Consider the following 24,214-nt stretch of genomic DNA (forward strand, 5'->3'; position numbering starts at 1 on the left):
CATATATGCAACAAGAGAGAGGATCTGCTGCTACAGGACAGTCGAGCGGGGTTGCGCGTTTTCTTGCCGCGTGTCGGCACGAGCAACCTGATGCGACGCCGATCTGGTTTATGCGTCAGGCTGGCCGTAGCTCAAAAGGATATCAAGCGCTACGTGAGAAATATGATGTTCTGACTCTGACAAAGACGCCTGAATTATGTGCTCAAATGACTCTCATGCCGGTACAAAGTTTTGGGGTGGATGGTGCGGTACTTTATGCGGATATTATGTTGCCCCTTGAGGGCATGGGAATCGATTTTGAATTACGTACCGAGGGGCCAGTTATCCATAATCCTGTGCGCTCTGTACACGATGTAGAGGCATTGCGCATCATGGATATTGAGGAGTCGGTGCCATATATCCTTGATGCGATCCGGTTGGTGAGACGGGAATTAGAGGGCAAACAGGCCGTGATCGGTGTCTCTGGGGGTCCTTTTACGCTGGCCTGCTATATGATTGAGGGCAAGCCATCCCGTGATTATGCGACGGCCAAAGCGTTGATGTATAGTCAGCCTGCCGTCTGGGATGCTTTGATGGAGAAGGTCACGACAGTGGTTACACACTATCTACTGGCTGAGATTGCGGCCGGCGCTAACGTGATCCAGATCTTTGAGAGTTGGATCGGGACGCTAGGTCCCAGCGCTTATCGCCGCTTTGTGTTGCCATATACACAGCGTATCTTTGCCGCCATTAAGCAGACAGGCACGCCCGCTATCCACTTCGGGACCGGGGCGGCGGCCTTACTAGAACTGATGGTGGAGGCTGGTGGTGATGTGATTAGCGTGGATTGGCGGGTGGACCTGGATACGGCCTGGGAGCGCATTGGACTGGATCGTGGGATTCAGGGCAATCTGGATCCGACCTTGCTACTGACTTCCTGGCCTGTGTTAGAGGCAGGCATGCAGGATGTATTGCGTCGTGCGGCCAATCGTCCTGGCCATATTTTTAATCTGGGACATGGTATTCCGATGGCGACTGAGCCGGATATGCTGCGTCACCTGGTGGATGCTGTGCATGAAACGACTAGAAGATAAAGGGAATAAATTGATGACGAATAAACATGTTGGCGTCATGTTGATGACGTATGGCTCGCCTGCTACCCTGGATGATATTCCTGCTTATATTACAAATGTGTATGGTGGTCGCGAGCCTTCTGAAGAGGTATTGACCGAGTTTCGCCGCCGCTATGACTTGATTGGCGGTTCGCCGCTGATTCGCATTACACGCGATCAGGCCCAGGCTTTAGAAGAGGAACTGAATGCCAGCAGTACTGATGGCACAACTTATCATGTGACCGCTGGCATGCGCTTCTCTCCTCCCTTTGTTGCGGACATGGTGCCGGAGACGGCCGCGGGTGCGCAGTCTCTGGTTGGCATTATTATGTCGCCACAGTATTCGCCGATTATTATGAGCGGCTATATCAAGACACTGACACAGGCCTATGAGCATCTGCATCAGGATGGTCTGGAGCTAAAGATCTCGACCGACTGGCATCTACAGCCTTTCTTCCTGGATGCTGTAGCTGAGCGGGTCAAACAGGCACTGGAGCGCTTTCCCGCCGACCAGCGTGCTGAAGTACCGGTCCTGCTGACCGCCCATAGTATGCCTAAACGCGTCATTGAGAATGAGCCAGATTATATTAATCATCTTAAAGAGACCGCCGCTGAGATCGCCAAGCGTGCAGACCTGGCCTCTGATCGCTGGATGTTCTGTTACCAGAGTGCCGGTCATACTCCTGAAGAGTGGCTCAAACCAGATTTTGCGGATGTGATGCCAGAATTAAAAGAGGCCGGTAAACAGCAGGTATTAATCGCGCCTGTCCAGTTTCTGGCCGACCATCTTGAGATCCTGTACGACATCGAGGTGGGTGCTCGCGAACAGGCTGAGGAGCATGGTATTCAGTTTGCTCGTATCGAGTCGCTTAACACCAGTCCTCTCTTCATCAAAGCCCTGGCCGCCGTTGTAAAGGATACTCTGGCGCAATAGGCCGTTTACTTGGAGTGCTCCAAAATTTATAAAAGAGCTGTGAAATTGCACGCACTGCGCGCAACTTCACAGCTCTTTTATAAAAGAAGTATGGGCGCTTTAGCGCCCGAGTGTGGTTGACTGCACCCTTCTCGGGAAGCCAACACATTCTACAAATGATATTAGCTCAGGAGCTTCGCGATCTCTAAAGCCTGGTCGGCGGTGATGGCGCCAGTGATGCGATAGCCAACACCTTTTTCGGTCCAGGATAGAGTGGTCTGGCCATTATTGCTGCTGCTGGTGCCGTTGGTGCCCCGGAGGGATGTCTGATTACCACGGGCAGGCAGATCAGCCAGTGGCTTACCTTCCGCGATGGTGAAGGCGGTATTGCCCTTCATATAATTTAGCGTATAAGTTTGTAAGCCAGGAGTACCCAGGGCTGCGACTCCCTGTAAGGTATACTCGCCTTCCTGGCCAGGAATACTGAGTAAGTGATAGCCGGCCTGCTTCTGGGCCTGGGCCAGTGTAAGTTTACCTGTATTCTGGTTGCCACTTGCCTCTTCCAAGGGCCGAGTTTTTGTGCCGGCGGGAGGAGTAAAGGTATAGAGCTTATTATCGATAGCAGGATTCACATCTAGTTTTGGAATGGTAACGGTGATTTTCCCCAGACTGCTAATGTCCAGATCCACTTTTACAGGTAGCTGGGTCTGATTATCAATGTAGATTTCGCCCTTGTAATTGAAATTTGAGGCTGTCCCACTGTCACCGTTGCTCCTGGGGACCACATGCACATCTGAGGTGTTGTGGCCATCAACCGTTACAGATGAAGAGCGGAGTGTGCCGATACTATTATCAAAGATGCTCTGGATGATATTCAGTAGACTTTGATTCTGGCCTCCCCCTGATCCAGCGATGCCCTGGTTCTGTTGATCAGGTGTATTGGCATCATGGGAAACTTTGCCTGTATAGACGATCTTTTTAGCTGGATCATATTGCCATATCTGTTGCCCATCGCTCACCGACACTGAACCTGTACTTACCTGTGAAAACGTGGATTGCTTGACTTCACTACGACTTTTATCAGGAGCTGTCTTCCAGAGTTCGGTCTCAACGTTGCCATTGAATGCCTGACTGGAACTTGTCAGCTTGAAGATGCCATGGAGTGTTTTGGCGTTATTCAGCTTTTGTGCCATCGTATCCAGTGTCTGCTGTCCAGGTCCACTGATGGCTGTTGGTGAGGGTAGAGGTGGTGCCGTTGGAGTGACGGATGCCTGCTTATCATTGCCCCCACTGCTGCCACAACCTGCCACTAATAGCAGGCTTAATAATAATATATATACAGAGAGCGTACTAGACCTCCAGCGAGAGGGGTACATAGAAAACTCCTTTATCCAGATGAACAAGGAAATTTGTTCAAATCTTTTTTGCCTGACACATACAGTACTTGCTAAAAGTATATCATTTTCTACATTAAAATTTCTTTGTATCGTTGTTTTTAAGAAAAAACTCACCCTATTTTTGAAGATTTATTGAATTATATCAGGTAAAATGTATATAGATATTTAGGATTATCTAGATTCCAGTTGTAATATATCAATAAATTGAGGAATTCACCAACTTTGATGAAGGGGAGGTTGCAATAGATGTGGTTATACTACAAAATCCTGGTTTTCTGCGAAATATTTGTGTATGGTCGTTTTTTTGGGCAGAGATGTAAATGTGGACGGGGTTTTCTCCTACGTGAATCGTTTTCTGCACAAATTAAATTTATATATATAAACGCATAAATGTTTGTGTAAAGGCCTGGTTTTGCCAGGGCTCCGCCTTTAGACATTTTGCGCTGCCAATGTTGGTTCTGTGATGTGAGGAGACGCCTGCTGAGAAAGGATGTGGATGTATGGTGCGTCAGTGTGCCTGGTGCTTGCGTTTGATTGATAATGATGGGGAGCGCCTATCGCCTCTACCGCTCCCTAAGCTCTATGAAGCAAGCCATGGGATATGTGGGGTCTGTGGTATGCAATGGCTGGAGCAGGTTATTGAGTCTGAGGGTTCTCAAGATACCCTCAAGGGACATGATGATGATACGTCAAATGATACTGACCGTCCGGTGGTTGAGCGCCCCGAGCCAATTACACAGATGGTGTTACAACTACAAGGTCAACTACCTGAGGGAAAACCGAAGCCAGGATTGCGTCGATTAAATATGATACGTATCAAATAATACCGACTGATAAAGAAAACGGGAGCCATCATATCAGGTGGATCCCGTTTCTCGCTTCCAGTGGGTGGCATAGATTAAGCAGTTTTAGCTAGTTAGAAACTTCTCATTGATCTCACCAAAATTAAAGCTACAGAGAGGTCCAATCTGGGCGACATAAAGGTACTGGTTTGTATTTTTTATGCTCGTGGAGGTATAGGTTCGTGAGCCATCGGGCCGGCTAAAGCCCCATACGAGATCATAGGTGCCCTGTTTTAAGGGTTTGAACGTAAAATCCCCATTACTATCAACAAGGGCCGTTGGTGCATTATCAAGTTGCGCATAAAATTCAGTGTCGCTGATATCAGAGGATTGGTCTGGTATCAATGCCGCCTGAACATCAAGATAGCCATCACTGGCTTTAGGGATATCCGGGATAAAGTGTCCTACTACTGGTTGTGGAGCGCTCAAGGCCATTTTGGCTTCGCGGCCTTCTGGTGTGTCTGCAAACTTCTCGGCCAACTCTTGATATATCGGAACGGCGTCTGAACAGACAATATCTTTAGCCTGTTTGCCTTCTCCAAGCAGTGCCGTACTCATATCAGGATGTTGTTGTTGCGCTTCTGGAGACTGCGGGAAGCGGGACTGTACCACCTCAAAAGCTTTGACTGATTCCTGATATTCTTTCAGGCCCAACAAAAATTTGGCTTTATTATAATAGGCGGTTGAAGTTAGGGGTGTCGCCTCTCCTCTGCATTCGGCTGAACAATATGTCTGGTTCAGGGCCATATCTAAGTGACTGGCAGCGGCCATATAATCGTGTTGCTTTAGATCGTGTTTTCCCCACTCAATATACGCATGGCTTTCGCTTTGTTGCGCATGATCAACCTGGGTTTGCTGACTGGCATATTCGTTGATGACAATATCAAACCTGCTAATCGCTATACCATAAATGCCCTTCTGGCTTAAATCTTCTCCCCATTCGTTGTAGGTGCGAGCGAGATCGCTACTGCTTGGGGCCTTTTCCCCACCAAGTTCATACTGCTTAATAGCACCTTCCCACTGTTTCTGACCTTCCATGTAATGGGCCTGTACACTATGCATGGAATTTTGGATGAGGAGGCCGGTACCTGAACTGGCGAAAAGGACCAGGATGATCAGGCCTGCGCTAATATACTGTCTGAGACGGTGTGGATTGCTGCGGGCGGCCATTCCGGCGATGGAACGTACTATCAGTACCAGTGTGAGCACGACCGCGATACTGGCTGCTACGATGGCCGCAGTCAGATCGCCTGCGGCCCAATCGCTACCAGTTGCGAAGGCCGTGATTATTCCTCCAATGATAGCAATGATACCGAGAATAAAGGCCCAGAGTGGTAGTGGTCTGGTGATCCCTTTTGATGAACTGGCTGGTAGAGGTGTACCTGTTGGCATGGAAGCATATGTCCCCACAGGTAGGTTGGCCTGGACGCTAGCAGGTGCAGGTACTATTCCATTAACTAGATTCGCAATGGTGAGGGGCATGACCGCAACATCTTGGGGGGCGGAAATAGCTGGAACCTTCTGAGTTGGAGCCTCGACTAGATCATCCACTGGTGGTTGCGGTGTTAATGACTCTTCTGACTGTGATGATGATGATATTGTATTCATCCATTTTTTGCAGAGATAGCTGGCCTCTCTGTTGGGCCTTTACTATACATTTGGACCCTAAAATAAAAAGAACACCAAAGCTGTGAACCTGTCCATGCTTCTATCATGGTAAGGCATTTTCGGTATAATAATAGATGTAGTTTGTATAAGATAGAAATACTGACAGGAGCAATTGAAAGTCATATATTGGTTAAATATATACATATCTATTGTACAGGATAAACCTCTACAATTGCAATAAAAAGATGAATTTACCATATGTAACCCAACTCCATGGCGTGGTGTGACATACGTGGAGCGGGTGCCACACGCAAGGACCAATATTTTCAACGTAAGCAACGGCTGGCGGCCGATGTGCCCACTCCCATCGAGCCGCTCTTCCAGCCTCTGGTTTGTGCCCGGTCGTACGTCTGGCAGGTCGCAGGTGCAAGACCTGCCGTTACAGGAGGTTGGGGCTGGTGGGTTGGAGGAATTCGGCGAGAAACTGGTTGACGAGTTCAGGCCTTTCTTGTTGGACCCAATGGCCGCTATCGGGGATGCGTTTGATTTTCAAATTGGTGATCCATTGGTCCAGTCCTTCGGTGAGTGCGCTATCGAGGGCGACATCCTGTTCTCCCCAGATGATGAGGGTGGGTACATTAATGACTTTTTTGGCCTGTTTGTTTAAGAAGCTGAAGGGCCGGTTGAACAGGGCGCGGTAATAGTTGATGCTGGCGGTGAGGGCGTGTGGCTTGCTCATGGCTTCCTGGTAGTGGGCCAGCACTTCGGGTGGGAAAGCTTCTTTGTGGGCGGCGCTCTGTTGTATGAGGCGACCAATGGCTGCGGCATTGTTGCGGCTCAGCATAAATTCGGGGAGCCATGGGATCTGGAAGGCGAAGACATACCAGCTTTTTCGCAATTGTTGTGGATTGCGTAATTCGCGCAGGTAGGCTCCTGGATGCGGTGCATTTAAGACCACCAGGCGTTCGGTCATCTGTGGATAGTCCATGGCGAAGTTCCAGGCCAGTACACCACCCCAGTCGTGTCCGATGATAATGGCTTTTTCATGGCCCAGGCCTTTGATGAGTCCGACAATATCGCGTAACAGGGTGGGGATATCGTAGCCACGGTTAGGTTTGTCGGTATCATTATAGCCACGTAAGTCTGGTGCGACGACGGTGTAGCCAAGGTTGGCCAGGAATGGAATCTGGAACCGCCATGAATACCAGTATTCTGGGAAGCCATGCAGCAAGACGATGAGTGGACCTGTGCCTTCGATGACGTAGTGCATGCGAATGGTGTTGGTCATGATATCCTGGTGCTGCCAGGTCTCTGCTGTTCCTACCATGATGTTTTATTTTCCTTTAGCATCTATTTGCGTTCATTCAAAATGTGTTTATGGTGCGCACCCACACTCGTTCCCTGACGGGAACTTGCTAGTTTATAATTATAGTGCATAAAGTGCGCAGTGCGCACTTTATGCACTATAATTATAAACTACTACCTGGGGGTGTCCACGCCCCCAGGTAGGCGTGAAGCTTACCATCCTCATAGGGATGGTTTCTATAGAGTTGTCTGCGTTAAGCTTCTTCGGGTCCACCGTAGACGATGGCGCGTTTGACCTGTTCGATCAGGTCGGTGACTGGAATGCCACGCGGACAGGCATCGGCGCAGTTGAAGATGGTGCGGCAACGCCAGACGCCATCTTTGCGGCTTAGCAGTTGTAGGCGCTCGGCGGCTCCCTGGTCACGGCTATCAAAGATGAAGCGGTGCGCATTGACGATTGAGGCTGGTCCAACCCAATCTGGATTGCCCCAGATGGATGGGCAGGAACCGGTGCAGGCTCCACAGAGGATACACTTGGTGCCTTCGTCATAGACTTCGCGTTGCGCTGGTGATTGCAGGCGCTCGGTGCCTGGCTCATTGTCATACGTGATCAAGAAAGGCTTGATGGAGCGATACTTGTCAAAGAAGCGATCCATATCTACTACCAGATCTTTAATCACGGAATAACCCAGCATAGGCTCGATGGTAACTTTGTTGCCAACATCACGCATCAGAACTTTACAGGCCAGGCGATTGCGACCATTGATGCGCATCGCATCCGATCCACAGACACCGTGGGCACAGGAACGACGATATGTCAGAGTTCCATCCATGGTCCATTTGATCGTGTTCAGCGTGTCCAACAGGCGGTCAATAGGATCAGCATCGACCCGAAATTCATCCCAGTAGGGTTTATTGTCCCGTTCTGGATCATAACGCTTAATACGTACCAGTATTTTCATTCCCAACTCCCTCTAATATGTTGCGTTCCCGTTGTTAGTATTTGCGTTCCTTGGGCTTGAAGATTGGATCATCGATGAGGATCACATCTTTGTAGTCCAGGCGCACATCGTGTGCTTTGGTGCCGCGATAGGCGAGTGTGTGTTTGAGCCAGTTGACGTCATCACGTTTTTCGTAATCCAGCCGGAAGTGGGCTCCACGGCTTTCCGTACGGGCCAGAGCTCCATGGATCGTTGCTTCTGAGCAATCGAGTAAGAAACCTAACTCAACGGCCTCCATCAGTTCGGTATTGAAGCGTTTTCCCTTATCCTGTAGCTGTACACCCTTGTAGGCTTCTTGCAGGCCAGCAATCTGGTCCAGTGCATGGCGTAGTCCTGCATCGGTACGTTCCACAAACACGTTATCGATCATCTCGTTCTGTAGCTCTGAGCGGATATGGGCCGCAGACTCGCCGCCAGTGGAGCTATAGAGGTGGTCAATGTATTCGCGTGAGTATTCTTCGTGATTGTCTGGCAGGGGTACATGGCTATTCTCTGCAATGAATGTTGCCATATGTTTACCGGCCCGGCGACCAAAGACGATCAGGTCGACCAGTGAATTGGTACCGAGGCGATTGGCGCCGTGGACAGAGACACAGGCAACCTCACCAGCGGCATAGAAGCCCGGCATTGGTGTCCATTGTGGATCAATTACGACGCGTGCATCGATATCGGTGGGGATGCCACCCATGGCATAGTGGGCCGTTGGCTGAATGGGAACCGGCTCGGTGATTGGCTCGACACCCAGATAGTTACGGGCGAAATCGGTGATATCCGGCAGTTTCTCGGCGATCTTTTGCGCGCCCAGATGGCGTACATCCAGATATACATAATCCTTGCCATCGATACCGTTGCCGTCTTTAATTTCCTGCACAATACAGCGCGAGACGATATCGCGTGGGGCCAGATCCTTCAGGGTAGGCATATAGCGCTCCATGAAGTATTCGCCCTTGCCATTGAGAAGCTTACCACCCTCACCACGGGCGGCCTCACTGAGCAGGACGCCGACTTTATAGATGCCGGTCGGATGGAACTGGTACATCTCCATATCCTGCAAGGGCACACCACGGCGATAAGCAATTGACATACCATCACCCATACACGCAAAGGCGTTACTGGTCACACGCCAGGCGCGACCATAACCACCGGTCGCAAACAGAATTGCCTTGCCATGGAAGGTATGAATCTCGCCGGTCTTGATCTCCAGGGCGACCACGCCGCAGGCCTGACCATCATTGACCAGCAGGTCCAGTACCAGGAATTCGTTGAAGAAGCGTACTTCATTCTTGATCGCGCTCTGATACATGGTTTGCAGGATCATATGGCCGGTGCGGTCGGCGGCGTAGCAGGAACGGCGTACCGGACCTTCACCGTAGTTGCGCGTGTGGCCACCAAAGCGGCGCTGGTCGATACGGCCATCGTCTGTGCGATTGAATGGGAGGCCACGATGCTCTAATTCATAGACAGCATCGATCGCCTCACGGGTCAGAACCTCCGCCGCGGGCTGATCGACCAGATAGTCACCGCCTTTGACGGTATCGTACATATGCCATTTCCAGTGATCTTCTTCCTGGTTTCCAAGGGCGGCGGCAACGCCTCCTTGAGCGGCACCGGTATGTGAACGGGTTGGGTAAACCTTGGTCAGAACAGCTACACTCGCATTGGGCAACTGCATCGCGGCCATCAAGCCGGCACCGCCAGAACCAACAATCACCACATCAAACTTATGATACATAATTTATCCTCATTCTACTTGATCACACAGTGTGGTCCAATCGCGCTGGCGACCGGCTGGAAGGTTATTAATGTAATCGTTCCCAGCATAAAGAAAATGACCAGTAAGATAGCCGAAATAGACATTAACCACATACGGGCTCCGGCTGAACGCACATAATCATCGATGGTTATACGCAAGCCATTCATACCATGGGTAAGTGCCAGGGTTAATAAGAGCCAGTCGAAGACACGCCAGAAGATATTGCCATAGCGGGCTGCGACAAAAGCATAGGTTGTACAGGCGACATCAGTAGTGACGTGCATAATAATTAAATGCGCAATTACCAGGAAGACCAGTGCCGCACCTGAAATGCGAAAATAATACCAGGAAAATGTTTCGAACCCGCCACTCATTGGTCGAGGTCCACGTCCGCTCGAAATACGCAGCATAAAGATTCTTCTCCTTACATTGAGTTATGCTTCAACGTACCCAGAGTGTACTCTCAATGGGTAGGGGTCGTTTAGCGACTTGCCGTTGGATGTGGTGCTTGCGTCAACCACTGGAAGGCTGGCCCCATAATATAATAGGCCATAGGGATGAAGACGATGATTGTTGCTGCCAGGACAATGCCAAACATGAGCCGTTGATAGCGTGATCCTTTGCGCCAGAAGTCGATCGCCATAATCCTGATACCATTGAAGCTATGGTAAAGTACAGCAACCACCAGTGCCAGTGATAGCAGGCGTACAACCCAATGGTCGAATAAGAGAACGCTCTGATTATACACATCGGGACCGAAGCTCAGCATTGAGATATCGACGATATGTATAAATAGAAAAAGTAGAATACCGAGTCCTGATATGCGGTGAAACAGCCAGGACCACATGCCAGATTGACCTTTGTACATTTCTTCCTCGATTCTTGAGGCGGGAGAGGGGGCGTGAGGATGTGGAACAAAATGAACAGTACATTTTCATCGAACTGCTATGCCTTTGAACCCTGCCCATCACTGTCTTTTTCTCTAGCACCTCTTTGTACCTTTCTGGGAGTTGACGGTGTTACTGTTATTATACTTCAGTAAACCGGACTGCGCCAACGGTTAAAGGCCCATTTTTATGTTTCGATAGAGTCGAAAGCAGCTATTTAGTCCTTTTTATGTTGGCAATGCCTTTGTTTATCGGATATAATAAAAACGAAAGCACAAATTTTAATTGAATCTACGTTCCTCAAATAGAATGTTTTAAGGTGGATTGTGTTTCGCCCCTGTCCTGCAAAATACTTTGATCCTATGGGTAGGGGTATGTAAACATGATCTACCTTTTTATGTGTGGCGAACAACAGTAAAAATACACCCTCTATACAGATTATATGAAGAGACGACAACTTTTAATTGTGATATTAGGGATTGGCTTCCTGATCGTGGTAACTTTTCTTGGTACCTCGCTGGAGGCATTGATCCCGCGTAAGCCTACGGCCCCGGTCCAGGTGGCTCAGGCTGGTCCCTATCAGGTGACCTTGCAGGTCAGCCCGAATCCACCGTCAATCAACCAGCCGGCCAATCTCTCGCTACAGATCGTTAAGAAGGCGAGCGGCCAGCTGGTGAGCAATGCGCGTGTGATTCTGGCAAGTTCGATGCAGAGCATGGATATGGGGACCGAAGAGATCGTTGCCCGTTCCCAATCACCTGGCCTCTATCAGGCCCAGGCGCATCTCTCCATGGGCGGCTCCTGGCAACTCCACGTACAAATTACCGTGCCCGGTAGTCCGGCAGCTACTACCAACTTCGACATTACCACCCAATAACGTCATGCTCCTCCATATTCATCAATAAAATTAAAGGCAACAATAGAAGCAAAAGATGTAGCGGCTGCCCTCGTGGCTGCGCACGTGCCTTCACGAGCCAGCAAACCCTTCGAAAATCCGTGCCGGCCAGCGTTCCTTGAAGATAGCGTGCGGCCACGTTTCCTTGCGTCAATGGGTCTGGGGCCTAAGGTCACAGGGGGAGGTGGACTGAGATGATCACGGAGCGAGGCGTGGCAGGAGGTGGACTTATAAAGTGGGCTTTACTCGTAAAGGGAGGTGCGCAGCCACGAGGGCAGCCGCTACCGCTATTGCACTTATTGTTTCTTTTGCTTATGTGAAGGATATTGGGCCTGGTGGCTACGCACGTTCCTCATCGTGCGTAGCCATCCATATAAAGGTGTCTTTATTAGTTGGCGGTTACGGTGATGGTGTGGTAGCCGGATGAGCCGTCGGGTAGGGGGGCGGCCAGTTGGGGTGTCTGGACGTTGCCCTGGAGGTCGATGGCTCGGACCAGGATGTCGTGGTTGCCGGCCTGGGGCTGCCAGGGGATTTCCCAGAGGACCCAGGTGATGGCTGATAGTGGACGCTTTAAGGTGGCTTTCTGCCAGTTTTTGCCGCCGTCGGTACTGACATCTACCTGGCCGATACCTTTGTTGCCGGAGAAGGCGACGCCGGCGATATAGGTGGGTTTGTTGGCGCTTAGTTTGGCGCCAAAGATGGGTGTGTCGATGCGTGAGGTCATTTTGACGGGGGCGGGATCGCTCCAGCCGTTTTGCTGCCAGTAGCCTTTATAGTCGGTGTTGACGACCTCGATGCGATTGATCCATTTGACGTGTTTCATGCCGTAGATGCCTGGTACGAGTAGGCGGGCCGGATAGCCATGGGCGCTGGGTAGGGTCTCGCCGTTCATTTTTACCGCGACCATCGTGGTGGGTTCGAGGGCCTTGGAGAGATGGATGCTGTCGCTATAGTTGTCGGCGGCATACAGGACGACTTTGGTGGCGCCCGGTTTGATGGCTCCGGCTTTTTGTAACAAGTCTTTGAGCGTGATGCCTTCCCAGAGTGCATTGCTCATATATTCGCCGCCAACTTCATTACTGATACACATCAGTGTTTCATATTGCTGATGGGTAGGAATGGCGGTCAGCTCTTTATAGGACATGGTAAAGGGGTGCTCCACCTGACCATCGATAGTGAGCTTCCAGCTAGTGCCATCGACGGTAGGATCGGAGGACAGGTTTTTAGAGACACCATAAAAGCTACTGTTACTGGTTATTTCAGGTGAGAGTCCTTTAACGGTGTGTAACTCTCCATAGTTTGGGACAGGGGGTGGTGTGATCTTTGCTTGATATTTATCGAGCAGGCTATTCTGTATTTGTGGATTAGCGACGGCTCCGCTACCGGCGTTACCCACAATGAAGCGCCAGGCGGCCACACCTAAGGCGCTCAGTCCCACAAATACCACGCCGTTACGGAGGAATGCCCGACGCTGAGCCTGTTTGGTGAGCAGTTCCGCATCCATGTCCGGGTTGGCTACGGCTTTAAGCGTGCGCCAGAGTAGCCAGTTGTGCATAAAGATAAAGAGGACACCATAGACGACTCCGGTGATGGCCAGACTCAACATGGTGCTCATGACACCTGTTGATAATTGTGAGCCAAAGACGCCTGAGCCGGTGAGAGGTAAAAAGATCAGTCCGGTAAATAACCAGAGGATAAAGGCCAGTAGCAGTCCAACGCTATAATCAAGATCGCCTTGCTGGTCGCGCCACTGTCCAAAGTTCAGCCGATCTACCAGCAGATTACAGAGGCCGCCAAAGAGTGCAAATACCAGGCATTGCCCGACGAGAACAATATAAAAAAGATAATGCTTGGCATCGCCGCCAAGCGTCTGGTGGAGATAGTCGAAGAGTGGTAAAGGGAGCGCCTGTGCGATGGCTGATCCTAAGGCTTCTGGCAGCGATACGCCGCCGATGGTCAGGCTCAGGAGCAGCATAATCAGGGTCGCCAGGATGCCCGCTAACAGGCCAGCCAGGCTACCACGCGTAAAGCGCTCTTTTTGTATAGTCGGTGAAGGTTCCATGAAAGTCCTCGTGCTCGTAAAAAAATCGATAACGTCAATAAGACGATAATTTGATAAGTAGTCTGTTGTATATCACGTACACTATACCCCATTTTTACTATGGTGTAGCATGATTAGAGGATTTCAATAGATATGAAAACGCCGCCGAAGATCATCCGGCGGTGTTTTCGTACGGGTACTGGTTGCAGCCGCGAGGGCTGCCGTTACCGGTGGGTGGGCACGAAGCCTCCGCCGGGTTTGTAGTCTGGCGATTGGTGGCGGAAGTAGGTGTTGTAGAGTTCGGAGTAGTGACCTCCGCGCTGCATGAGTTCTTCGTGACTGCCTTCTTCGGCGATACGTCCGTCGTCAAGGACGATGATGCGGTCGGCATGCTTGATGGTCGAGAGCCGATGGGCGATCACGATAGCGGTACGGTGTTCCAGAATGATGTCCAATCCTTCCTGGATCTGAGCTTCGGTTAATGGATCAACGCTGGCGGTGGCTTCGTCCATGATGATGATGGCTGGATTCTGTAACAGCACACGAGCCAGGGCGACCAATTGGCGCTGTCCCATGGAGAGGGCACGACCAGTTTCGCCGACAAGGGTATCCAGTCCTTCAGGCAGGGCTTCGATCCAGTCTCCTCCACCAATCTTCTGGGCGACGGCCGCGACTTCAGCATCGGTGGCCTCGGGCCGGGCGTAGCGAATATTGTCGGTGACGCTACCCGAGAAGAGGAAGGGCGACTGTGGCACGATACCAAGACGCTGATGATAATCATGGAGATCAAAAGTGCGGATATCCTGATCGTCGATCAAGATCTGTCCACCTTGAAATTCATAGAAGCGCGAGATCAGCTTCCCGATACTGGATTTGCCAGCGCCGGTGTGGCCAACAAAGGCGATGGTCTCTCCGGCCTTGATGGTCAGGCTGAAATCCTTGAGGACGGTCTGACGATCATCGTAGCTGAAGAAGACATTCTTGAAGGTGATCTTGCCCTGAATATCTTGTACCGGCTTCTCCTCAATCTGGTGCACGCGTGGCTCGGCATCCAGCAAGGCAAAGACGCGCTCACTGGCGGCTAATCCTAGCTGGAACTGGCTCCAGAATGAAGCGATACTGGTCAGTGGCTGCCAGAGCAGGCCCAGGCTTTGAATGAACAGGAACCAATCTCCAGGCGACGTGTTGCCGCTGACAACGCTACGTCCACCAAAATAGACGATCAAGATGGTACCGATATTAGCGATAAAGACCAGGACGGGAAAGATACCATTATACAAAAAGCCTGAACGTACATTGACATGGTACGATTGAGTATTGATCTCTTTGAACTCATCGTACATGTTTTGTTCCTGGCGGAAGTTTTTGGCGATGGTGATGCCACTGACAATTTCCTGCACGTTGGCGTTCACCCGAGCCAGCGAGCGCTGTGAGCGGCGCGTATACTTTCTGGCTAATACCCGGAAGCCCAGGGCGACTCCGATGATCAAGGGCATAATACTCAGGGTCAGCAGTGCCAGTTGGGCATTGCGGAAGAAGAGTATGATCACAATCAAGATATAGAGTAGCACCTGGCTAAGCAGGTTCAGGGTTAGCGTCACCACGGTCGCGAAGTTCTCGGTATCCGATGTAACACGGCTCACGATCTTACCGGACGAGAATTCGTCGAAGAACGACATGTCGCGTGACATGACGGCTGTGAAGGCATCGGTGCGCAGTTTCAGGACCACATCGCCAACAGAGCGGGCCGTGAAACGCTGACGGAACATATTACAGGCCCATGAGAGCGCGGCTGAACACAGAATAAAGATCACCAGTCCAATGGCGGCCTGGAGAGCCTGGGTACTGACCAGCGTATCGATACTGTTAGAGATCAGCAGCGGAAACGCGGTATCCAGTCCGGCGTTAAAGACCACCAGTACGATGATCGTAATCATCAAGGGCAGGTGTGGCCTGAAGTACTGAGTGATGCGCTTGATAAGTTGTCGATCGGTATAATTACGATCATATGACTCGGCATCAAGACCAGCCATGATAAAGCCCATATGGAAAACTCCTCTCTTCCCTTAATCCCCACTATTGACGGTAGTTGGAATGGCTGAGTCATAGTGCGAGAAGATACGGCGATAGATCTCGCAGCGTGCCAGTAGTTCTTCGTGTGTACCTTGATCAATCAGTTCGCCTTTACGCAGCACCAGGATACTGTCGGCCCAGCGGATCTGCGAGAGGCGATGCGTGATTAAGAGGGTGGTACGTCCCTCAAGGATGCGCCGAATAGCTTTCTGGATCTCGTCCTCGGTGGCGCTATCGATGGCGCTGGTCGAGTCATCCAGGATCAAGATGCGTGGATCGGTAAGCAGGGCACGCGCAATCGCCAGACGCTGGCGCTGACCGCCTGAGAGGGTGACACCGCGTTCACCAATCTCGGTCTCATAGCCCTGGGCAAAGCTCTGAATAAACTCATGGGCCTGGGCATCGTGTGCCGCCGTCTCAATCGTGGCGCGATCCGCCTTTGGTCCCAGGCCATAGCCGATATTCTCAGCAATCGTCCGTGAAAAGAGGAAGATATCCTGCTCAATCGTCGAGATCTGCGAGCGCAGACTATCCATATCCCACTGGCGTACATCCACACCATCGATACTTACCGTACCGGAATCAACATCATAAATACGGTTGACCAGTTTGGTCAGCGTACTTTTACCGGCACCGGTCTGACCCACAATAGCGATCGTTTGTCCGGGTTTGGCGCGGAACGAAATATCTTTCAGAATGGGGGTATTACCATAGCTGAATGTCACATGATCAAAGACGATATCGCCACGCATCTGCTCATGATAGCCGCCCGCGTTCTCATCCAGTTCCGTCTCTTCCTTCATCAAGCTCAGGATACGTCTGGCACCCGCGATCCCAAGTTGGACCAGACTGAAGCTCCAGGTAGACATGAAGGTCACAAAACGCAGGTTGGTCATTAAGCCCATAAAGGTGATCAGGGCTCCCAATGAGATCTGCTGGTGGGAGAGCAGGTAGAGGCCATGTAAGAAGGCCAGTGCCAGAGCAACACCCAGGAACAGGGTTGGTAGATAGAAACCCTGAATCTTACCGTTCTTAACGTAAAAGTCGCGATAGCGGCTGGCTCGTGTGGTAAACTTGTGGATCTCTTGCTTTTCTTGCGCGGTCGCCTTGACCACTTCGATGCCGGCTACGGCCTCATTGAGGACCGCGTTCGTCTGACCGAACTCTTCACGCATCTGGTTAGAGACAGGACTCAACTGGCGCGAGTAGTAGCGCAAAGCAACAAAGAAAACGACCATGTATAACACTGGTACCAGCAGTAGCTGAGGACTGAGCAGGCCGATAAAGGCTATGTTGATGACCAGACTGCTAAAAGAGTCGAAAATAACGTCGAAGGCCGGCGAGACCATATCGCTCAACTGGGTCATATCATTGGAGGCGCGGGCCATCACATCACCGACCTGCTGGCGATTATGAAAGGTCTGGCTCTTTCCTAACAGACTGGTATAGAGCTCCTCGCGCGCATTACGGGCAAAGCGCTTGCTCAATATCTCCGCGCACACGCGAGCACCAAGATCGCATATGCCTTGAACAAGGATAACCCCCACCAGAGAGAGCGCTATCACCAGTAGTTGTTCCAGCGCTGTATCTTTATGCTGAATGGCGTTAAAAGCATTTCCAGTGAGGAATGAAATTGAAGAATAGAGCGCATTAGTAGCAATACACAGAAGCATAAAGCCAAAGAGATATTTTTTATAGCGCAAAAGATGAGATGTAATCCAGCGCACAGGACTGGACCAGTTGTAGTGATATTCATCGACAACTGTAAACTCGCGTTTAGCTAACAAGAGGTACCTCCACCTGGAGTTTCGGGATGCACTACGAAACACAGAAAGGGCAAACTTTACCCACGTTTATTGCAAAACTGCGTTGAGTTCTTTGCAAACACAATTAGATAGACGGTTGCTGAGGTGTAATTGAATACGTGTTCTAGAGCCCTGACCAGTACAGTATAGGGCATGATTGTTGACATCTATTGTCTTATTCTTATGTTCTTAATAAGCAACCGTGAATGCCGCTCACGCACGGCCACGGCGAGCGCAGCGTATACACCTGAATGCTGCAACTGGGGGCAAGTATGTAGTGTGATGATGTTGTTTATAGAGTCATGAAATGCCTTGCCTTAATTTGTTATTCAACCTTTTATAGCTACAGCATACCATAAACTTCTTTTTCAAGGAAGAGATAACGGTAACGTCTTTTGGCCAAATTGCAAATGTATGGTGAGTTTTATGCCAGCCTGAGGAGTGCAGGCGCCCAATACTTTCAACGTAGAGAACGATTGGCGGCCGATACGCTCGCTCCCATTGATCGCGTCTCTCAACGTAACGGCTGGGCTTGCCCCTGCCCCAGGTCACGTACGACACGTCCCTGAGACACGTGGTCGTCTTGAAGCAAGCATGGCGAAACATGGCAGCCTCTGGCTCAAGACATCTCACGTAGCGACTTTTCATATCCAACATGGTCATTATCGGGGACTTTGCCGTCTCCTCGCTCTACGTCAAGGTTTCTGTTTACGATCATGTTGGGGATGGCATATTGCTACGTGAGATGTCTTGAGCCAGAGGGCTGGTGCCTGGTCGTACGTGACCTGGGGCAGGGGCAAGCCCAGCCGTTACGTTGGGAGACGTGCCACTGTTCGCCGGCATCGCGATAAAGTATATCAAGGGGTATCAGGAGCTTCCCAGACGATGACGCTACTATGGGCGGCTGAGGCGATGTCTTTGCCGTCAGGAGACCAGGAGAGGGCGTAGATGGTGGGGTTAGCGGATGGATGGGTGAAGAGAGTCTTTCCGTTTGAAGGGTCCCAGATTTGGATCTTACCGTCGGCGCTACTGGATACGATGGATTGGCTGTCCGGCGACCAGGAGAGGGCGTAGATGGCTCCGCTGTGGCCTGCGTACGTGCTGATGTGTTTCCTGGTGGCGAACTCCCAGACCTGGACGGTTTTATCGCTGCCACCTGAGGCAATATATTTACCATCGGGCGACCAGGCTATGCTGGTGACGCCGCTTTTATTGCCGGTGTAGATGGTTTCGAGCTGCTGAAGTTTGTCCTTGAGGGATATGCGGATGATCTCGATGGTGGGTTCCTGATAGCCGATGGCGAGATAACTGTTGTCGGACGACCAGCTTACTGTCTGTATCTGCCTGTATGTGGCCTCGCGTTCGAGGATGGTTGTGCCATTAGTGGGATTCCAGATAGAAAGCTTATCGTCGCTGGCTGAGGCGAGCGCGCTACCATCGGGCGACCAGACCAGAGCGTGTACGCCAGTTTTGTGCAGCTTGTAGGTGGTTTTTGTCTGTAAGCTCTGGCTATCCCAGACCTGAACTATGCCATCATTGCTGACGCACGCGAGCAACTTACCGTTTGGCGACCAGACGACCGCTTCGATGCATCTGGTTTTCTTGTTGGCCTGGTTTCCTGCATAGAGCGCTCGCAACTGTCCATCCTTGATATCCCAGATCTGGACAGTTTTATCATAACCGGCTGAGGCGATCTGTTTACTATCAGGTGACCAGGCGATTGAGGTTACTACCCCCATATGGCCCTGGTAATGACAAATAAGTTTCCCTCTATAGGACGTGTCTACGGGCAGCTGTGGTATGCTCACTGGAGCTGGAGCCGGCGGATAGATGACCGATGGCTGTTTGGATGCGCCTGGAATATATATCGGCGTCGATACAGGCGATACAGGGGCCGCTTGAGGTGGTGTAGATGGTGTAGGGAGTGGAGCCGGTGGATAGATGACCGATCTGCTTGAAGCTCTATTGCTCGCAGGCGCAGGCGTTGGGGCTGGCCGCTTGATCGTTGGAGCGGGTGTTTGTATGGAAGGTGATAGGAGCGAAGAGTTTTGTGTATTGATCCTTCGTAGCTGCTCCTGCACCATCTCCACATAGGCGATGCGCTGACCGGCATTCATGTCCAGCATCTTATCCAGCAATGCTTGCAGCGAAGCCGGAATACCAGGTATTTTGCTAAAGGCAAATGGGTTGGTGGCTGGATCGATACCGCTGAGCATTTGATGTAACATGGCTCCCAGACTATAGATATCGGCATTGGGTCGGGTCTGGGCCTTGCCATATTGTTCTGGCGCGGCATAACCGGGAGAGCCAAAGGCGATCGTATCATGTGCCTGTCCGGGTTTGAAGAGGCGGGCGATACCAAAATCGATCAAATAGACCTGGCGATTCGGCGTCAACATCACGTTCAACGGCTTCAGATCACGAAAAACGATCGGCGTTGGACGTGTATGTAGATATTGTAGAACGGAGCAGAGCTGGATACAGATCTCGTAGATCTCGGACCAGGGGAGCTGGCCACCGCGTCTGGCCAGATAGTCTTCCAGCGTCTCGCCTTCAATAAAATCCATCACCAGATACCAGCGACCGGCTTCACTAAAGTTCTCATAGATACGTGGAAGATTGGGATGCATCAAGCCAGCCAGTAACAGGGCCTCATGCTTAAAAGACTCCTCGGCCTCCTGGGATTCCTGCTGGTTCAGACCCTTCTGGCTTAGTTCTTTAATTGCCACTGGCCGATTGCCTAATTCAATATCCTCAGCCTTATATACCGAGCCCATTCCGCCCTGTCCCAGACGTTCCAGTAGCTGATAGCGCTGGCGTAGTAGGTGCGTGGTCTGTGCGGGTGTGGTCGTAGTAGTAGTAGTAGTGGTATGTTGTAGTGGTTGATGGCAGGCAAAACAATAGGTATCCTGGGACTGATTGGCCGCCCCACAGTTCGCGCAAAAAAGCTCAGCCGAAAGCACTCCCTGCTCCTCTTTAAAACGTTCTCTTACAAATGCGTGTTTTCTATCGTGTTTTCTATAATGTAGATCACCATCAACATAAAGTCAAGTAATTCCATCTCTCCTGTAATTTCTTATTGATGTGAATAAGAATTGTGGTTGAAAAATGGACAAAAAAAACCGGAGCACTGACAAATTAGTCTTTCTGTCAGTGCTCCGATATTACTGCACAGGCAGGTAGAATGCACTACCGGCCAATACGTCGGTTTAAAATCCGCACCAGGCTCCAAGCCAGGTGTGATAAGACGCGTTAGCGTCTCACCCCTCTCGTCTGGAAGGTGTGGAATTCAACGCTGCCTGTGCAGCGACTTTGTTCATACATGCACACCACCTCCTTTCGTATGTTGATATAATACATCGGTTTGTTTGTATAGTCAAGGGTAATTGATGTCAATCTATGGATAATTTCCTGATTTCTTAAAAATCTCTTTTTTGTTACATTTCTTGACTCGTGAGCAACGTCGTTGTTGCCGGATGTGGCGTATTAGCTGGTGAATTTGAATGAGTCTTCCATTAATTTGAAGCCGCCGTTATAGTCATTGTCGAAGTCGTTTATGAAGGATGATGCATCGATGACGTAGCGCTTGCCGTAGTAGTCGGTTGCGCCAATGTTGCCTTTAAAGTCATTGCCACTATTCTTGTTGGTACCTGACCAGACTACGAATGTCCAGTCCTGCCCCCGATGGTGGCGTGTCGGTCGGGATATGTTTTAAAGTTACTGTAGCCAGCGTGGAGTGCCAGCAGCAGGGTATCGAGGTGCTGTGATACTGTATCTCCCACCGGTGGAACAGTAGCTGGAAGGCTGCCGGCGATAAAATTAGCTTTAGAGGCTGGATAACTGATGATTACTGTATCTCCTTGACCCTGCTGGGCTGTCCATGCTTTAGGATAGCCGACCGTGAACGAGTCGGCTTCAATGGTCTTAAGTGCTGGTGCTGCCGAGGTTGGTGTAGGCTTTGGTGTCGTGGTTTCTGATGTTGGTGTGGCCTTTGGTGTCGTGGTTTCTGACGTTGGTGTGGCCTTTGGTGTCGTGGCGGATGGAACGCCTGGATTATTCGTATCGGCTGCCGTGGTACAGGCTGTCAACAAGAATAATAAGCACATACTTGTTATGGCCAGGAGTAATTGCATGAAAGACATCTTTTTCATATTTATGTATACCCTTCTTGCGAAACATTTTTTAACTATTGTCGCTTACTAAGAGTGTACTTAACCCGGTCATCTGCAACAATGTGCTATTCCTCAATTTGAGTATGAAATAAGCACACATCCTCACCCTATCTCGTCTGAGACGTTTCCCTCGTAACGGCAGGGCTTGCCCCTGCGCCAGGTCACGTACGACCAGGCACCAGCCCAAGGCTGACATGATTGGCCATGCTCGCCTCAAGACGAGCATGTATCTTAGGGACGTGTCGTACGTGAACAGGCGCAGGGACAAGCCCTGCCGCTACTGTGGGGAATGGGGGGCTGCTTTGTGGTTGTGTTGGGGAGAGGGACTATGCTGGAATAAATTGGTGTTTGCTATTGGTTGTGAATCGAAAGGCCCCTGTTATTCCTATTGGAGATAGATGGGTGAAGGGTGGTGGAGGAGAAGAGAAAATTTGACGAGTAGGAGCGGAGGGGTTATAATGCCTTGATAGCTATCAGTTTATCATGGGGATGTATGCAGATTACCGCCATCCCTGTTTTTCCCCGCTTTTTTTAAGGATATAAACCAATGCCAAAAATGTATGGATGGGTGCGTGAGGTAGTGCCCGAGAGTCCTGCCGATCGTGCGGGATTACAACCAGGCGACCTTGTACGCTCTATCAATGGAAACATGATTCGCGATCTGGTCGATTATCGCTTCTATGTTGCTGAATCGGAACTGGTGATTGGCTATGATCGTCAACAAGAGCAACATGAAGTACGTGTCACAAAAGGCATTGATGAGAACCTGGGCGTGTTGTTTGGTGAGGAGCCAACCCCCTTTATTCGCCAGTGCGCGAATAAGTGTGTCTTCTGCTTTATTAAGGGTTTGCCCGAGCGTTTCGCTCCCCAACCGGGCATGGAACATGGTATGCGTTCTTCCCTCTATATTAAGGACGATGATTACCGCTATTCGTTTCTGTTCGGAAACTTTATTACGCTGACCAATCTTAAAGAACAGGATTGGAAGCGCCTGGATGAGCAGAAGCTGACACCGATGTATGTGTCGGTTCACGTGACGGATCCGGATGCGCGCCGTAGGATGGTGGATGGTCCACGGGCCGGTGAGATTCTGGAACATATTCAGCGCCTTGGCTCGATGGGTATTACCTGCCATACGCAGATGGTGCTGTGTCCAGGCTTTAATGATGGCGAGTTGCTGGATCGTAGTATCCGTGATCTGATTGCTTTACGCCCGGTTGTGGAGTCGATTTCGGCGGTACCGGTGGGTCTGACCAAGTATAATAATATGCTGAAGATGGGTGATCTGCCGACGTTGCGCCGTTATACACGTGAGGAGGCCGAGGTGATCGTTGATCAGGTCGAGGCCTATCAACGTGAGTTTGAGGCCGCCGATCCCGATGGCAATCCATTTTTATACCTGTCGGATGAGTGGTACTTCATCACGGGCCGCGAGTTCCCGCCTGCCCGCCACTATGGACTGTATGCGCAGATCGAGAACGGCGTGGGTATGACCCGCTTCTTAATTGATCAGTGGGGCCGTAGCAAACGCCGCTTACCAATGCTGATGCCTGAGCATCGCCGCGTGACCATCGTTACCAGTACCATGGCTACTCCGGTCATCGAAGGCCTGGCAGAAGACATCAAGAAGATCGAGAATCTGGATACCCAGGTCCTGCCTGTGGTCAATAAATTCTTTGGTGATGGCATCACCGTCGCGGGCCTGCTCTGTGGCCAGGATGTGCTAGAGGCGTTACTGGAGAATGGTCCATTGCCTGACTTGATCCTGTTGCCACGCGTCATGCTGGATAACGACGGAGTGCGTTTCCTGGATGACATGACCGTCGAAGAATTCAAAGAGAAACTGGCACCGGCCCGCGTAGAATTTGTACGCAACGCGCCAGAAACTATCGACGCCCTGCGCTCGCTGGCTGGCATCTCCCAGGGTGGCGGACGCAAGCTCGTACGGGTCCAATCGCGCTTATAATTCCGTGTGACTGGACGACCACAAAACCTCTTCAGGACCCACAATGCATTTTCCAGCGGGAAAGCTTGTGGGTCCTGTTCTGTTCTGTTCTTTCCACAGTATGACTACTGACTTCCCTCATCACACGAGAAAATGGGGCGTTTGACACTGTCTTCTTGCGCTGATTTTTTCTATTATGTGTTTGGAGTTATTTAGCGCTCATAGATAAAGGTGCATAAGCATGCCAGGGTATCGTTCAAATCAGCTATCAAACTTTTCCATATGCTACTTAATGCTTATTCAAGCTGGTGTGATCGGCTTACTGATTGCCCAGAGTTTTGCGAATTCCACGAAAGTAATCATCCTGCTCGCCAGTGCGGCCTTGCTGACCCTGGGTTTTCTTCTCTTTCTCATGCATATGCTTTACGTGCGCTATAAAAGAAAAAAACATCCATAGCGATAAAAGAAAGAAGCGCCCGACATGGG

18 protein-coding genes are annotated in these 24,214 nt (G+C 50.7%); 6 read left to right on the forward strand and 12 right to left on the reverse strand.

All coding sequences use genetic code 11. The annotated features are described in order from the left end of the window. Positions 1-5 precede the first annotated feature (5 nt). Both hemE and hemH read left to right on the forward strand, forming a co-directional pair. Complete coding sequence (gene hemE, locus EL633_RS10470) at positions 6-1,073, forward strand: uroporphyrinogen decarboxylase (RefSeq protein ID WP_126627121.1); 1,068 nt, start codon at positions 6-8, stop codon at positions 1,071-1,073. A 13-nt stretch (positions 1,074-1,086) separates the two neighbouring features. After that, entirely contained in the window at positions 1,087-2,025 is a 939-nt protein-coding gene (gene hemH / locus EL633_RS10475) for a ferrochelatase (protein WP_126627122.1), read from the forward strand. 161 nt (positions 2,026-2,186) lie between these two features. On the opposite strand, the gene EL633_RS10480 is transcribed toward hemH, so the two are convergent. Further along, positions 2,187-3,380, reverse strand: a complete 1,194-nt coding sequence (locus EL633_RS10480; protein ID WP_126627123.1) for a LolA family protein — start codon at positions 3,378-3,380, stop codon at positions 2,187-2,189. Between the two features lie 521 nt (positions 3,381-3,901). Between EL633_RS10480 and EL633_RS10485 the strand changes: the two genes are divergently transcribed. Continuing rightward, positions 3,902-4,225 (forward strand): hypothetical protein, encoded by a 324-nt coding sequence (locus EL633_RS10485; RefSeq protein WP_126627124.1) that lies wholly within the window; start codon positions 3,902-3,904, stop codon positions 4,223-4,225. Positions 4,226-4,309: 84 nt separating this feature from the next. On the opposite strand, the gene EL633_RS10490 is transcribed toward EL633_RS10485, so the two are convergent. The 6 genes from EL633_RS10490 to sdhC form a co-directional block, all read right to left on the reverse strand. After that, positions 4,310-5,851, reverse strand: a complete 1,542-nt coding sequence (locus tag EL633_RS10490; RefSeq protein ID WP_126627125.1) for a tetratricopeptide repeat protein — start codon at positions 5,849-5,851, stop codon at positions 4,310-4,312. 439 nt (positions 5,852-6,290) lie between these two features. Further along, entirely contained in the window at positions 6,291-7,178 is an 888-nt protein-coding gene (locus EL633_RS10495; RefSeq protein ID WP_126627126.1) for an alpha/beta fold hydrolase, read from the reverse strand. A 232-nt stretch (positions 7,179-7,410) separates the two neighbouring features. Further along, complete coding sequence (locus tag EL633_RS10500) at positions 7,411-8,118, reverse strand: succinate dehydrogenase iron-sulfur subunit (protein ID WP_126627127.1); 708 nt, start codon at positions 8,116-8,118, stop codon at positions 7,411-7,413. 34 nt (positions 8,119-8,152) lie between these two features. Continuing rightward, positions 8,153-9,892, reverse strand: coding sequence for a succinate dehydrogenase flavoprotein subunit (gene sdhA, locus EL633_RS10505; RefSeq protein WP_126627128.1), 1,740 nt, complete (start codon positions 9,890-9,892; stop codon positions 8,153-8,155). Positions 9,893-9,903: 11 nt separating this feature from the next. Continuing rightward, a complete protein-coding gene (locus EL633_RS10510; RefSeq protein WP_126627129.1) occupies positions 9,904-10,320 on the reverse strand; it encodes a succinate dehydrogenase hydrophobic membrane anchor subunit in 417 nt (138 codons plus the stop codon). Positions 10,321-10,391: 71 nt separating this feature from the next. Further along, entirely contained in the window at positions 10,392-10,778 is a 387-nt protein-coding gene (gene sdhC, locus EL633_RS10515; protein ID WP_126627130.1) for a succinate dehydrogenase, cytochrome b556 subunit, read from the reverse strand. A gap of 461 nt (positions 10,779-11,239) precedes the next feature. Between sdhC and EL633_RS10520 the strand changes: the two genes are divergently transcribed. After that, positions 11,240-11,674, forward strand: a complete 435-nt coding sequence (locus EL633_RS10520) for a FixH family protein (RefSeq protein ID WP_126627131.1) — start codon at positions 11,240-11,242, stop codon at positions 11,672-11,674. Between the two features lie 406 nt (positions 11,675-12,080). On the opposite strand, the gene EL633_RS10525 is transcribed toward EL633_RS10520, so the two are convergent. The 5 genes from EL633_RS10525 to EL633_RS10545 all read right to left on the reverse strand — a co-directional run bounded on the left by EL633_RS10525 (position 12,081) and on the right by EL633_RS10545 (position 21,762). Further along, positions 12,081-13,754 (reverse strand): molybdopterin-dependent oxidoreductase, encoded by a 1,674-nt coding sequence (locus EL633_RS10525; protein ID WP_126627132.1) that lies wholly within the window; start codon positions 13,752-13,754, stop codon positions 12,081-12,083. 203 nt (positions 13,755-13,957) lie between these two features. After that, complete coding sequence (locus EL633_RS10530) at positions 13,958-15,778, reverse strand: ABC transporter ATP-binding protein (RefSeq protein WP_126627133.1); 1,821 nt, start codon at positions 15,776-15,778, stop codon at positions 13,958-13,960. Between the two features lie 21 nt (positions 15,779-15,799). After that, positions 15,800-17,593 carry an ABC transporter ATP-binding protein gene (locus tag EL633_RS10535; RefSeq protein WP_126627134.1) on the reverse strand — a complete coding sequence of 598 codons (1,794 nt, stop codon included), beginning with the start codon at positions 17,591-17,593 and terminating at the stop codon, positions 15,800-15,802. A gap of 875 nt (positions 17,594-18,468) precedes the next feature. After that, a complete protein-coding gene (locus EL633_RS10540; RefSeq protein ID WP_126627135.1) occupies positions 18,469-20,574 on the reverse strand; it encodes a serine/threonine-protein kinase in 2,106 nt (701 codons plus the stop codon). Positions 20,575-21,270: 696 nt separating this feature from the next. After that, positions 21,271-21,762 (reverse strand): hypothetical protein, encoded by a 492-nt coding sequence (locus EL633_RS10545; RefSeq protein ID WP_126627136.1) that lies wholly within the window; start codon positions 21,760-21,762, stop codon positions 21,271-21,273. A gap of 568 nt (positions 21,763-22,330) precedes the next feature. On the opposite strand from EL633_RS10545, the gene EL633_RS10550 reads away from it, so the two are divergent. Then, complete coding sequence (locus EL633_RS10550; protein WP_126627137.1) at positions 22,331-23,749, forward strand: DUF512 domain-containing protein; 1,419 nt, start codon at positions 22,331-22,333, stop codon at positions 23,747-23,749. Between the two features lie 220 nt (positions 23,750-23,969). After that, entirely contained in the window at positions 23,970-24,185 is a 216-nt protein-coding gene (locus EL633_RS10555; RefSeq protein WP_126627138.1) for a hypothetical protein, read from the forward strand. Positions 24,186-24,214 lie beyond the last annotated feature (29 nt).

The organism is Dictyobacter alpinus, assembly GCF_003967575.1.
Classification (GTDB): domain Bacteria; phylum Chloroflexota; class Ktedonobacteria; order Ktedonobacterales; family Ktedonobacteraceae; genus Dictyobacter; species Dictyobacter alpinus.

Bases quoted from the DNA above. Each gene is read 5' to 3' on its own strand.
- EL633_RS10490 (WP_126627125.1), bottom strand. From the start codon at position 5,851: ATGAATACAATATCATCATCATCACAGTCAGAAGAGTCATTAACACCG.
- EL633_RS10530 (WP_126627133.1), bottom strand. From the start codon at position 15,778: ATGGGCTTTATCATGGCTGGTCTTGATGCCGAGTCATATGATCGTAAT.
- hemE (WP_126627121.1), top strand. From the start codon at position 6: ATGCAACAAGAGAGAGGATCTGCTGCTACAGGACAGTCGAGCGGGGTT.
- EL633_RS10510 (WP_126627129.1), bottom strand. From the start codon at position 10,320: ATGCTGCGTATTTCGAGCGGACGTGGACCTCGACCAATGAGTGGCGGG.
- EL633_RS10555 (WP_126627138.1), top strand. From the start codon at position 23,970: ATGCCAGGGTATCGTTCAAATCAGCTATCAAACTTTTCCATATGCTAC.
- sdhC (WP_126627130.1), bottom strand. From the start codon at position 10,778: ATGTACAAAGGTCAATCTGGCATGTGGTCCTGGCTGTTTCACCGCATA.
- EL633_RS10500 (WP_126627127.1), bottom strand. From the start codon at position 8,118: ATGAAAATACTGGTACGTATTAAGCGTTATGATCCAGAACGGGACAAT.
- EL633_RS10520 (WP_126627131.1), top strand. From the start codon at position 11,240: ATGAAGAGACGACAACTTTTAATTGTGATATTAGGGATTGGCTTCCTG.
- hemH (WP_126627122.1), top strand. From the start codon at position 1,087: ATGACGAATAAACATGTTGGCGTCATGTTGATGACGTATGGCTCGCCT.
- EL633_RS10480 (WP_126627123.1), bottom strand. From the start codon at position 3,380: ATGTACCCCTCTCGCTGGAGGTCTAGTACGCTCTCTGTATATATATTA.
- EL633_RS10550 (WP_126627137.1), top strand. From the start codon at position 22,331: ATGCCAAAAATGTATGGATGGGTGCGTGAGGTAGTGCCCGAGAGTCCT.
- EL633_RS10495 (WP_126627126.1), bottom strand. From the start codon at position 7,178: ATGGTAGGAACAGCAGAGACCTGGCAGCACCAGGATATCATGACCAAC.
- EL633_RS10545 (WP_126627136.1), bottom strand. From the start codon at position 21,762: ATGAAAAAGATGTCTTTCATGCAATTACTCCTGGCCATAACAAGTATG.
- EL633_RS10525 (WP_126627132.1), bottom strand. From the start codon at position 13,754: ATGGAACCTTCACCGACTATACAAAAAGAGCGCTTTACGCGTGGTAGC.
- EL633_RS10485 (WP_126627124.1), top strand. From the start codon at position 3,902: ATGGTGCGTCAGTGTGCCTGGTGCTTGCGTTTGATTGATAATGATGGG.